We start from the raw sequence: 11848 nt of genomic DNA on the forward strand, positions 1-11848 counted from the left end.
GCCGAATCGGGCCCGGAAGAAACCCCAGCGTGTAACGCCCATCACATGTTTTCTCCGACGCTGGTCCGATGGTGTTTCCCGGCGCTACGGAGAGTTTTTGCCCTCGGGGTGGTGGACGTGGTGGCGGTCTTTTCGTAACCTGTCCGAGATCTCGTGGCCCCTGGCCGTCGATAAGGCGGCGACACGGGATCGCCGCCGGACGCAGCTTTGTCGGGAAGCTGGGAACCGGAACCACCATCGCGGGCTTACCTGTTGCGGGAGAGCGCGCGGTGCGGGACAGCGGCGAAGAGGAACCCCCCGACCTCTTCGTGCCCCGGTCCCCTTCGGCGGCCGAGACGCAAAGGAGACCCGCGCGACCGTGCAGTCGCATCCAGTAAGGCGCGTGGTTTCAGGTGCCCTCGCCGCGGCTTCGGTGATCACCCTCGTCACCGTGGCGCAGCCGTCGGCCACCGCCGCCCCCATCCCCGTCCTCCAGGCTCCGCCCACCGGTTCGGACGCCCTCGCCAAGTACCGCGACCTCGCGGCCCAGGCCGAAAAGCTCAACGAAGACCTGCTCAAGGCCCAGGACGACCTGAAGGCCAAGCAGGCTGATCTCGACAAGGCCACCGGCGACGTCAACGCGGCCAAGGACCAGGCCGCGGTCGCGACCGGGAACCAGAAGAAGTACCAGACCGAGGTCGACAAGTTCGCCGGCGCGTCGTTCACCAGCGGCGTCCAGCTGAACAAGCTGTCGGCGCTGCTGGCCGGGACGTCCACTCAGGACTTCCTCGACCGCTCCTCGGCGCTGGAAGTCATCGCGACCGAGAAGAACGGCGCGATGGGCAACCTCACCGGCGCCGTCCAGCAGGCCACCGATGCCACGAACAAGGCTTCCGACGCGGCGAAGCGCGCCACTGACGCGCGCGACGCGGCAGCGAAGCTGACCGATGACATCAGGGGCAAGCAGAAGGCGCTGAACGACCAGATCGACCAGCTCAAGGCGGCGAACAAGAGCCTGAGCGCGCTCGACAAGGCCCAGCAGGGCGACAAGGGTGGCTCGCCCACCGGCCTCAAGGCACCGACCGCGGCCGCCCAGGCCGCGCTGGACGCGGCGCTGAGCAAGCGTGGCAGCGCGTACGTCTGGGGTGCCACCGGACCGAGCACGTTCGACTGCTCGGGCCTGATGCTGTGGGCCTACAAGCAGGCCGGCCTCACGCTGCCGCGGTCGAGCCGCGAGCAGTCCACCTTCGGCGCCGCGGTGCCGCGGGACCAGCTCCAGCCGGGCGACCTCGTGTTCTACTACTCGCCCGTTTCGCACGTCGGCATGTACATCGGCGACGGCAAGATGGTCCACGCCCCCGACACCGGGGACGTCGTGAAGATCTCGCCGCTGCAGAGCCAGTACGCGGGAGCGCGACGCCCGACGTCGTGACCCACCGAGCAGTACGTGAAGGGGCGGTACCGCACACGCGGTGCCGCCCCTTCGCTGTCGGTGGCGGCCGCTAGCCTCAGGGGCGTGCTCAAGACCCTGCTCGTGACCAACGACTTCCCGCCGCGGCCCGGGGGGATCCAGAACTACCTGAACTCCCTCGCCACCCGGCTGCCGGCGGACGACCTGGTCGTCTACGCGCCGTCGTGGGAGTCGCGGACGGGGTCGCACGAGGAGTTCGACGCCGAGGCGCCGTTCGAGGTCGTCCGGCACCCGACGTCGCTGATGCTGCCGACACCGGACGTTCTTCGCCGGGCGAAGCAGATCATGCGGGCGCGAGACTGCGAAGCCGTCTGGTTCGGCGCCGCCGCGCCGCTCGCGCTGCTGGGGCGTTCCTTGCGCCAGGCCGGGGCGCGCCGCATCGTGGCGTCCACGCACGGCCACGAAGTCGGCTGGTCCATGCTCCCGGGCTCGCGGCAGGCGTTGCGGCGCATCGGGGACACCGTGGACGTCGTCACCTACGTCAGCCGCTACACCCGCGGCCGGTTCGCCGCGGCGTTCGGCCCGATGGCCGGTTTGGAGCTGCTGCCGTCCGGAGTGGACACGGACCTGTACAAACCGGACCCCGCCGGCCGCGCGGAAATCCGTGCCCGGCACGGTTTGTCGGACCGCCCCACGATTGTCTGCGTGTCCCGGCTCGTCCCGCGCAAGGGCCAGGACCAGCTGATCCGCGCGCTGCCGAAGATCCGCGAACGCGTGCCGGGCGCGGCGCTGCTGATCGTCGGCGGCGGCCCGTACCGCAAGACCTTGACCGGGCTGGTCACCGAGCTGGGGCTCGAGCGCGACGTCGTGCTCACCGGGTCCGTGCCGTGGGCCGAGCTGCCGGCGCACTACGCCGCGGGTGACGTCTTCGCCATGCCGGCCCGCACCCGGGGCAGGGGGCTCGACGTCGAGGGGCTCGGCATCGTCTACCTGGAGGCTTCGGCGACCGGCCTGCCCGTGGTCGCGGGCAACTCCGGCGGCGCGCCCGAGACGGTGCTCGACGAGGTCACCGGGCACGTCGTCGAGGGCCGGGACGTCGATCAGCTGGCCGAGACGCTGGCCAGCCTGCTCGCGGACCCCGTGCGGGCCCGCCGGATGGGCGAGGCCGGGCGCGCCTGGGTGAGCGGGAAGTGGCGCTGGGACGCCATGGCCGGGCGGCTGTCCGGGCTGCTGGACGGCGATCCGGTGGCCCAGCGGGCTCACGGCGTGTAGAGCGCCGGGTGCCGCGGATCGTCGACGCGCACGACGACGTCGGCGAGCGAGCTCGGATCGACCTCCGCCTCGTACCGCTCGTAGGCCGGGACCGCCCAGGCGTCCGGCACCCGGCGGCGCAGGGCGGCGGGGGAGAGCCACAGGTGCACGGCCAGGTCGAAGGCCAGGCCGGCACCCAGCAGCAGCTCGCCGTCGAGGAGCACGACCCCGCCTTCGGGCAGCGGCACCCGCTCGGCGCGGGTCGCGCGGTCGCGTTCGGCGTCCCACAGCGAGGGCAGGACCTCGCCGGACCCGGTTTCCCCCAGCGGGTCGAGGACTTCGCGGCGCAGGGCGCCGAGGTCGAGCCAGTCGGTGTAGCGCGCGTCGGGGTCGGTGCGGCCGTGCTCGAAGCGCAGGGACGCGGGCCGCAGGAAGTCGCGCGCCGAGACGCGCAGGGCTGCGCGGCCGCGCAGGCGCAGCGGGCCGACCAGGGCGTCCGCGAGTTCTGTGGCTTCCGTCGCACCCGCCGCGCCGTCGACGGCAACCGCGATCCGGCGGCGCTCGGTGAGGGCGTCGATGCGTTCGGTCAGCTCTTCGGCCAGGACGGCGGGGGAAATCGGGCGGTAGCGCACGGGTGACGATCCTGCACCCGGACCGGGGCCGGGTTTTGTCGTACCCCGGTGGGATGATGCCGGTATGACTTCTTCAGTGGGGAAGACGGCCGATGTCGGTTGGAACATCGGGGTTTCCCGCACGCTGCCCTACCGCGCCGAGAAGGTCTGGGAGTTCCTGGTCAGCCGGGACGGCGTCGCCATCTGGCTCGGTCCCGGGGTCGAGCTGCCGCGGGAAACGGGCGCGGAGTACGAAACGGCCAACGGCACGGTGGGGGAGATCCGCGGCTTCGTCGAGGGCGACCGGGTGCGGCTGACGTGGCGGCCGAGCGACTGGGACCACGACTCGACGGTCCAGGTGCGGCTCAGCGGCTCGGGCGCGAAGACCACGCTGCGGTTCCACCAGGAATGGCTTTCGGACGCGGAGGAACGCGAGGAACAGCGGGCATACTGGCAGGACGTGACCGAGCGCGTGGTGGCGGCACTCGCCGAGCGCTGAGGCTGACTGCAGGGGGCGGGATGACCACGATCGAAGTGGCGGAGGATTTCGCGCAGGACGCGCACCTGTTCGCGGGGCTGCTGCGCGCGGACGGGCCGGCGCGCCGGGTCCGGATGCCGCGCGGCCTGGACTGCTACATCATCACGGACTTCGCGCAGGCGCGGGCATTGCTGGCGGATTCGCGGCTGCACAAGGACAACCGGCGCGCGTACGAGCTGTTCGAGTCGAAGCTCCCGGCCGGGGCGACGAACCAGGGCGGCTTCGGCGAAGCGCTCGGCCGGCACATGCTCAACACCGACCCGCCGGACCACTCACGGCTGCGCAAGCTCGTGAACAAGGCGTTCACCGGGCGGACGGTCGCCCGGCTGCGGCCGCGGATCGAGGAGATCACCGCCGAGCTGCTCGACGCGCTGGCCGGGCAGGAGCGGGCCGACCTGCTGCCGTCGTTCGCCGCGCCGCTGCCCATCACGGTGATCTGCGAGCTGCTGGGCGTCGCCCCGGAGGACCGCACCGAGTTCTCCGCCTGGTCGAAGACGCTGCTGAGCTCGTCGACGCCGGAAGACGCGCAGCACGCGGCCCAGAGCATGCTCACCTACCTCACCGCCCTGGTCACGCAGAAACGCGCCGAGCCCGCCGAAGACCTGCTGTCGGACCTGGTGCACGCGAGCGACGACGGCGACTCGCTGTCGCAGGACGAGCTGATCTCGATGGCGTTCCTGCTGCTGGTGGCCGGGCACGAGACCACGGTCAACCTGATCGCCAACAGCGTCCTGGCGCTGCTGCGCGAGCCGGAGCAGCTGGCCCTGCTGCGCGCCGACCCGGCCCTGATGCCGGGCGCGGTCGAGGAGTTCCTGCGCTTCGACGGCCCGATCCACCTGGCCACGCTGCGGTTCACCGAGGAGGCGGTCGAGGCGGGCGACGTGACGATCCCGGCGGGCGAGTTCGTGCTGATCTCGCTGCTGGGCGCGAACCGGGACGAAGAGCGGTTCCCGGAGGCGGATCGCCTCGACGTCACGCGCGCGGCCGGCGGGCACCTGGCCTTCGGGCACGGCATCCACTACTGCGTCGGCGCGCCGCTGGCCCGGCTGGAGGCCGAGATCGCGCTGGCCGGGCTGCTGGCGCGGTTCCCGGGCCTCGCGCTGGACGCGAAGCCGGACGAGCTGGTCTACCGGTCCAGCTCCCTGGTGCACGGGCTGGAGGCCTTGCCGGTCCGCCTGCGGTGACGTCGTAGGGTCGGCGGATGGACTCCGCCGACCTGCTCGCCCTGGACGCCCAGCACGTCTGGCACCCGTACGCGCCGATGCCGGCGAAGGTGCCTTCGCTGCTGGTCACCGAGGCGAGTGGCGTCCGGCTGAAGCTCGCCGACGGCCGGGAGCTGGTCGACGGGATGTCGTCGTGGTGGTCGGCCGTCCACGGCTACCGGCACCCGGTCCTCGACGCCGCCCTCGCCGAGCAGGCCGGGCGGATGAGCCACGTCATGTTCGGCGGCCTGACCCACGAGCCCGCGATCACCCTGGCCAAGACCCTGGTCGACCTGACGCCCGAGGGCCTCGAGCACGTCTTCCTCTGCGACTCCGGTTCGGTGTCGGTCGAGGTCGCCGCGAAGATGTGCCTGCAGTACCAGCGTTCCCGCGGGCTGCCGGAGAAGCGGCGGCTGCTGACCTGGCGCGGCGGCTACCACGGCGACACGTTCACGCCGATGAGCGTGTGCGACCCCGACGGCGGCATGCACTCGCTGTGGCGCGGGGTGCTGCCCGAGCAGATCTTCGTGCCGGCCCCGCCGACCGGCTTCGACACCCCGCCCGAACAGTCCTATGTGGACACGCTGGCGGACGCGATCGGGGCCCACGCCGGGGAACTGGCCGCGGTGATCGTCGAACCGGTCGTGCAAGGCGCCGGCGGGATGCGCTTCCACCATCCCGCCTACCTGCGCGCGCTGCGCGAACTGACCGAGGCCCACGACGTCCTGCTGATCTTCGACGAGATCGCGACCGGCTTCGGCCGCACGGGCGCGTTCTTCGCCGCCGAGCACGCGGGCGTGACGCCGGACGTGCTCTGCCTCGGCAAGGCGTTGACCGGCGGCTACCTGAGCATGGCGGCGGCACTGTGCACGCCGGAGGTCGCGGCGGGAATCTCCCGCGGCGCGCTGCCGGTGCTCGCGCACGGGCCGACGTTCATGGGCAACCCCCTGGCCTCGGCGGTGGCGAACGCCTCGCTGGGGCTCCTGGCCGGCGGCGCGTGGCAGCAGGACGTCATTCGGCTCGAGAAGGGCCTGCTGGACGGCTTGGCCCCGGCGCGCGACCTCGGCTCGGTGGTGGACGTCCGGGTCCTCGGCGGGATCGGCGTGCTGCAGCTCGACCACCCGGTCGACATGGCGGTGGCAACCGACGTCGTCACCGCGCAGGGCGTCTGGCTGCGGCCGTTCCGGGACCTCGTCTACGCGATGCCGCCGTACGTTTCGACTGACGACGACCTGGCCGCGATCACCCGCGCGATGCTTGCCGTGGCGGAAAAGGCGTGAATTCAGCACATCGGGTGTGACCACGCGCACACCGAGACCCGAAGGTCCCTCACCGTCGCGCTGCGTGCCGGTGCGCCGTCCGCGCCACGCGATCGGCGGAGGTTCCCGGGCGCGGTTCGCCTGAAAGATCCGGAAAACCGAACCGGTCCGTACCGGGACAAACGCGAGAAATGCTTGCGTAGCGGACTTTTCGCGCGGTTTCGGTGATCCTGCGTCCATGATCGAAATCGTTCGCGGTGAACACGACACCGGACCCCCGACGGCCCCGCAACCCCTGGAGAACCTCAAACACGATGTCCTCGCTTCGCTAGTCGTCTTCCTCGTCGCCGTTCCCCTGTCCCTCGGCGTGGCCTTCGCCGCCGGGGCGCCGCTGCTCTCGGGCCTGATCTCCGCCGTCGTCGGCGGGCTGGTCGCGAGCCTCTTCGGCGGATCGCCGCTGCAGGTCAGTGGCCCGTCCGCCGCGCTCACCGTGGTGCTGGCCGACACGATCGCCACCTACGGCTGGCCCGTCACCTGCGCGATCACCGTCGCCGCGGGCCTGCTCCAGATCCTCTTCGGCCTGACCCGCCTCGCCCGCGCCGCGCTCGCCGTGTCGCCGGCCATCGTCCACGGCCTGCTCGCCGGCATCGGCGTCACGCTCGTGCTGGGCCAGCTGCACGTCGTGCTCGGCGGCTCGGCGCAGGGCTCCGCACTGGCCAACGTCCTCGCGTTGCCGCGGCAGATCGCCGCGCACCACGACCAGGCCGTGCTGGTCGGCGTCGTCACCCTAGCGGTGCTGCTGGCGTGGCCGCGGCTGCCGAAGGTCGTCCGCCGCGTGCCCGCGCCACTGGCTGCCGTCGCGCTGGCCACCGGCCTGTCCGTCGCGACCGGCATGTCGCTGCCGCGCGTCGACCTCCCCGCCGGGCTGCCCACGCTGCACGTCGTGCCGCGGCTGCCCGACGGCGGCTGGGGCGGCTTCGCGGTCGCCGCGCTCACCATCGCGCTGATCGCCGGCCTCGAGAGCCTGCTGTCCGCGGTCTCGGTGGACAAGCTCCGCGGCGGCCCGCGCACGGACCTCGACCGCGAGCTCATCGGGCAGGGCGCGGCGAACGTCGCCGCCGGCGCGCTCGGCGGGTTCCCGGTCACCGGCGTCATCGTGCGCAGCATGACCAACTACGAAGCAGGCGCGCGCACCCGCGCGTCGGCGATCCTGCACTGCGCCTGGATCCTCGCCGCGTGCCTGCTGTTCACCGGCGTGCTGCGGCTGATCCCCCTGGCGGCGCTCGCCGCGTTGCTGGTCTACGTCGGCGCGAAGCTCGTGAACGTCAACGGGCTCAAGGAAGTCCGGCGTCACGGCGACCTGCCGGTGTACGCCGTCACGCTGGCCGGCGCGGTCGCCGTCAACCTGCTGACCGGGGTCGCGGCCGGGATACTGCTGGCGCTCGCGCTGATGCTGCGGCGGATGATCTTCTCGGGCATTCACGTAGAGAAGGACGGTGATCGCCACCGCGTCGTCATCGAAGGCGCGCTGACGTTCCTGTCGGTGCCGCGGCTGACCCGGGTGCTCGCCGAGGTGCCCCCGCACGCGGAAGTCCGGCTGGAGCTGCTCGTCGACTACCTCGACCACGCCGCGTTCGACTGCCTGCGCGGCTGGCAGCAGGCCCACGCCGGGCCGGTGACGGTCGACGAGATCGGGCACCCGTGGTTCGAACGCGGCAGCTCGGGCGCGCCGACCGTGCGCCGCAGCGTCGCCGCGCGCGTGGTGCCGCGGTGGCTCGCGCCGTGGTCGGAGTGGCAGGCGGAGCACGTCGTGCTGCCCGCCCAGCGCACCGCCAGCTCCCTGCTGTGCCGCGGTGCTTCGGAGTTCCACCGCCGCACGGCGCCGCTGCTGCGCGACACGTGGAGCGGGCTGGCGCACGGGCAGCAGCCGCACACGCTGTTCATCACCTGCGGGGACGCGCGGATCGTGCCGAACCTCATCACCACCAGCGGGCCGGGGGACTTGTTCACCGTGCGCAACATCGGCAACCTCGTGCCGCCGGCGGACGGGGACGACTCGTCGGTCGGCGCGGCGATCGAGTACGCCGTCGGGGTGCTCGGGGTCGCCGAGATCGTCGTGTGCGGGCATTCCGGCTGCGGCGCGATGAAGGCGCTGCTCGGGCAGGCGCCGGACGGTCTCGTGCAGCTCGGCAGCTGGCTTCGTCACGGCGAAGCGACGTTGCGCCGCCGCGCCCGCGAAGCGCCGCTGCTGCTCGGCGGCGAACGGCCCGGCGCCGAGGCCGACCAGCTCGCGCTGCAGAACGTCGTGCAGCAGCTGGAAACGCTGCGCGGGTACCCGGTGGTCGCGGAGGCGCTGGCGCGGGGCGGGCTCCGGCTGACCGGGATGTACTTCGACGTCGGCGCCGCTCAAGTGTCCCTTTTGGACGATGCGGCGCGCGGGGGGTTCGTGCCGGCGGGTGTGCCGGAGTACTGATTACTGTGACTGAACGAAAGTCAGTGACTTGACTGAGTTCAGCCACTGAAAGCTTCAGTCGCTGAAGGCCGGCTCGGGGGCGCGGGTGCTCCGGGTCGGCCTTCAGTGCGTCCCAGTTCGTGGAACCCGTTGTGCCGTGCGGCTTTCAACTGTCACGCGACCGAAATGATCTTGTGAACGGCAGGTGAACAAGCCGCCCGATTTGTGACGTTCGAGCTAAATGTGGCCAGTTATTCACTCGAACGGGTGGCGCATAGCGGACATTTCACACGATTTCCGGTTGCATGGTGATCATGAGACCCCTCGCCGTGCTCCGCCACGACCTGCCGGCCTCACTGGTCGTCTTCCTCGTCGCAGTGCCCTTGTCCCTCGGCATCGCCCTCGCTTCGGGCGCGCCGGTCGCCGCCGGGCTCGTCGCCGCCGTCGTCGGTGGCGTCGTCGCCGGCGCCCTCGGCGGCTCCGCGCTCCAAGTCAGCGGGCCCGCCGCCGGCCTGACCGTCGTCATGGCCGAAACCATCCAGACGTTCGGGTGGGCCGTCACCTGCGCGATCACCGTCGCCGCCGGCGCGCTGCAGATCCTGCTGGGGCTGAGCCGGATCGCCCGCGCCGCGCTGGCCATCTCGCCGGCCATCGTGCACGGCATGCTGGCCGGCATCGGCGTCACGATCGTGCTCGGCCAGCTGCACGTCATCCTCGGCGGGAAGGCCCAGAGCTCGGCGGTGGAGAACATCGCCGAGCTGCCCGGCCAGATCGTCGCCCACCACGACTCCGCCGCCCTGATCGGCGTGCTCACCATCACGATCCTGCTGCTCTGGCCGAAGCTCCCGGCCGCCGTCCGCAAGGTGCCCGGGCCGCTGGCGGCGATCGCCGCCGCCACGGTGGTGTCCGTGGTCGCCGGGATGACGCTGCCCCGCGTCGAACTGCCCGGCGACCTGCTGGACATCCACCTGGTCCCGCAGCTGCCGGACGGCGGGTGGGGCGGGTTCGCGCTCGCCGTCGTCACCATCGCCCTGATCGCCAGCGTGGAGAGCCTGCTCTCGGCGGTCGCGGTCGACCGCCTGCACACCGGCCCGCGCGCCAACCTGAACCGCGAGCTCGTCGGCCAGGGCGCGGCCAACATGCTGTCCGGGGCGGTGGGCGGGCTGCCGGTCACCGGCGTCATCGTCCGCAGCTCCACGAACGTCGCCGCCGGCGCGAAAACGCGGGTGTCGGCGGTGCTGCACGGCGTCTGGGTGCTGTTGTTCGTCGTCCTGCTGGCCGGGCTGATCCAGAGCATCCCGCTGGCCGCGCTCGCCGGGCTGCTGGTGCACGTCGGCGCGAAGCTGGTCAACCCCGGGCACATGAGGACCGTCCTCGCCCACGGCGACCTGCCCGTCTACCTGCTCACCCTCGCCGGCGTCGTCGTGTTCGACCTGCTCACCGGCGTCCTCGCCGGGATCGGGCTCGCGCTGGTGCTGATGCTGCGGCGGACGTTGTGGTCCGGCATCCACGTCGAGGCCGAAGGCGACAGCCGGCGCGTGGTCGTCGAAGGTGTTTTGACGTTCCTGTCGGTGCCGCGGCTGTCGAAGGTGCTCGGCGCCATCCCGGCCGGGGTGCCGGTGCGGCTGGAGCTGGTCGTGGACTACCTCGACCACGCGGCGTTCGAAAGCCTCACCACGTGGCAGCAGGCGCACGAGCGCGCCGGCGGCACGGTGGACGTCGACGAGGTCGGCCACCCGTGGTTCGGCGAGGGCAAGGCGGGCCGTCCGACGCGGTCGCGACTGGCGGCGAGCCGGGCGGTGCCGCGCTGGCTCGCGCCGTGGTCGGAATGGCAGGCGGTGGAAGGGATCCCGGCCCAGCAGACCCGTCGCGGCGCGACGGAGTTCCACCGCCGAGCGGCCCCGCTGCTGCGCGACACGCTGTCCGGCCTCGCCGACGGCCAGCGCCCCCGCACCCTGTTCATCACCTGCGGCGACTCCCGGATCGTGCCGAACCTGATCACCACCAGTGGGCCGGGCGACCTGTTCACGATCCGCAACATCGGCAACCTCGTCCCGCCGGGGCAGGCCGACCCGTCGATGAACGCGTCGATCGAGTACGCGGTGGGGGTGCTCGGGATCGAGGAGATCGTGGTGTGCGGCCATTCGGGCTGCGGCGCGATGGCCGCCCTGGCCGACGGCCCACCACCGGGGCCGCTGGCGGTCTGGCTCCGGCACGCGGAGCCGAGCGCCCACCGGACGGGGTCGGCCACCCTAGACGGAGCGGTTCCGGAGCGTGAAGGGGACCGGTTGGCGCTGCACAACGTGCTGCAGCAGCTGGAGCACCTGCGGGAGTACCCGTCGGTCGCGGCTGCGGAGGCGGCGGGGAAGGTGCAGTTGACCGGGATGTACTTCGCGGTGGGGACGGCGCAGGTGTATTTGTTCGACGGGGTGGAGCGGACGTTCCGCCCGGCTGGGGCGTCGGTGGTGGTGCCGGGCGGGTGAGGTCGGCGCGGGCCGGGTCTGGTGGGGCCCGGTCCGCGGCCCCGCGGTAGGCCGGGCCGGCGCAGCCGGTGCGGCTTGCGGGGTGCCGGCGCTCCTGGTCGGAGCCGGGTGCAGTGGGGGTGGCCGGCGGCTGTCGCCTGGCTCGGCTTGGCCTTGCCGGGTCCGGTCCAGCCTGTCGAATCCGGCTCGGCCTGGCCTGGCCTGGCCTGGCCTGGCCCGGCCTGGCCCGGCCCGGCCCGGCTCGGCTTGGCCCGGCCTTGTCCGGCTCAGCCCGCCGAATCCGGCCCAACCCGGCGGGCTGGGCCGTCCCAGCGCGGCCCGCCCGGCCCACCCTGATCGGGCTCGGCTCGGCCTGGTCCGGCTCATCCGGCCGAATCCGGCCCGGCTCGGCTCGGCCTCGCGCAACTCAACTCGGCTTGATCCGCCTTGGCCTGAGCTGGGCTTGGCCCGGCGTTGAGGCAGATCGCAGGGGCCCGAGTCCGGTTCCATCGGCGGGTTGCGGTCGGTGCCGCCGAGTCGATGCGGCCGGCGGTTGCCGTGCACCCTCCGGTCGGGAGCCGGGAGCCGGGAGCCGGGAGCCGGGAGCCGGGAGCCGGGAGCCGGGAGCCGGGAGCCGGGAGCCGGGAGCCGGGAGCCGGGAGCCGGGAGCCGGGAGCCGGGAG

General features: G+C 72.5%; 8 protein-coding genes. 7 read left to right on the plus strand and 1 reads right to left on the minus strand.

Features of this window, described 5'->3' with window-relative positions:
* Positions 1-358: 358 nt before the first annotated feature.
* Positions 359-1411, plus strand: coding sequence for a C40 family peptidase (locus QQ657_RS53860; protein WP_284750253.1), 1053 nt, complete (start codon positions 359-361; stop codon positions 1409-1411).
* A gap of 84 nt (positions 1412-1495) precedes the next feature.
* Complete coding sequence (locus QQ657_RS53865; protein WP_284750254.1) at positions 1496-2662, plus strand: glycosyltransferase family 4 protein; 1167 nt, start codon at positions 1496-1498, stop codon at positions 2660-2662.
* On the opposite strand, the gene QQ657_RS53870 is transcribed toward QQ657_RS53865, so the two are convergent.
* Positions 2650-3273, minus strand: coding sequence for a nucleoside/nucleotide kinase family protein (locus QQ657_RS53870; RefSeq protein WP_284750255.1), 624 nt, complete (start codon positions 3271-3273; stop codon positions 2650-2652). The two genes, QQ657_RS53865 and QQ657_RS53870, sit on opposite strands and share 13 nt — an antisense overlap.
* Positions 3274-3337: 64 nt before the next feature.
* Between QQ657_RS53870 and QQ657_RS53875 the strand changes: the two genes are divergently transcribed.
* The 5 genes from QQ657_RS53875 (at position 3338) to QQ657_RS53895 (ending at position 11186) form a co-directional block, all read left to right on the plus strand.
* A complete protein-coding gene (locus QQ657_RS53875) occupies positions 3338-3751 on the plus strand; it encodes an SRPBCC family protein (RefSeq protein ID WP_284750256.1) in 414 nt (137 codons plus the stop codon).
* Between the two features lie 20 nt (positions 3752-3771).
* On the plus strand, positions 3772-4974 hold the full coding sequence (locus QQ657_RS53880) for a cytochrome P450 family protein (protein ID WP_284750257.1): 1203 nt from the start codon (positions 3772-3774) through the stop codon (positions 4972-4974).
* A gap of 17 nt (positions 4975-4991) precedes the next feature.
* Positions 4992-6272, plus strand: coding sequence for an adenosylmethionine--8-amino-7-oxononanoate transaminase (locus tag QQ657_RS53885; RefSeq protein ID WP_284750258.1), 1281 nt, complete (start codon positions 4992-4994; stop codon positions 6270-6272).
* 217 nt (positions 6273-6489) lie between these two features.
* Complete coding sequence (locus tag QQ657_RS53890) at positions 6490-8724, plus strand: bifunctional SulP family inorganic anion transporter/carbonic anhydrase (protein ID WP_284750259.1); 2235 nt, start codon at positions 6490-6492, stop codon at positions 8722-8724.
* Positions 8725-9008: 284 nt separating this feature from the next.
* Complete coding sequence (locus QQ657_RS53895; protein WP_284750260.1) at positions 9009-11186, plus strand: SulP family inorganic anion transporter; 2178 nt, start codon at positions 9009-9011, stop codon at positions 11184-11186.
* Positions 11187-11848: the final 662 nt, after the last annotated feature.

Source organism: Amycolatopsis ponsaeliensis, assembly GCF_030182635.1.
Lineage (GTDB): Bacteria > Actinomycetota > Actinomycetes > Mycobacteriales > Pseudonocardiaceae > Amycolatopsis > Amycolatopsis ponsaeliensis.

What these genes read in the sequence shown, in the direction of transcription:
- QQ657_RS53880 (WP_284750257.1), top strand. Translation starts at nt 3,772, where the DNA reads ATGACCACGATCGAAGTGGCGGAGGATTTCGCGCAGGACGCGCACCTG.
- QQ657_RS53875 (WP_284750256.1), top strand. Translation starts at nt 3,338, where the DNA reads ATGACTTCTTCAGTGGGGAAGACGGCCGATGTCGGTTGGAACATCGGG.
- QQ657_RS53885 (WP_284750258.1), top strand. Translation starts at nt 4,992, where the DNA reads ATGGACTCCGCCGACCTGCTCGCCCTGGACGCCCAGCACGTCTGGCAC.
- QQ657_RS53890 (WP_284750259.1), top strand. Translation starts at nt 6,490, where the DNA reads ATGATCGAAATCGTTCGCGGTGAACACGACACCGGACCCCCGACGGCC.
- QQ657_RS53895 (WP_284750260.1), top strand. Translation starts at nt 9,009, where the DNA reads ATGGTGATCATGAGACCCCTCGCCGTGCTCCGCCACGACCTGCCGGCC.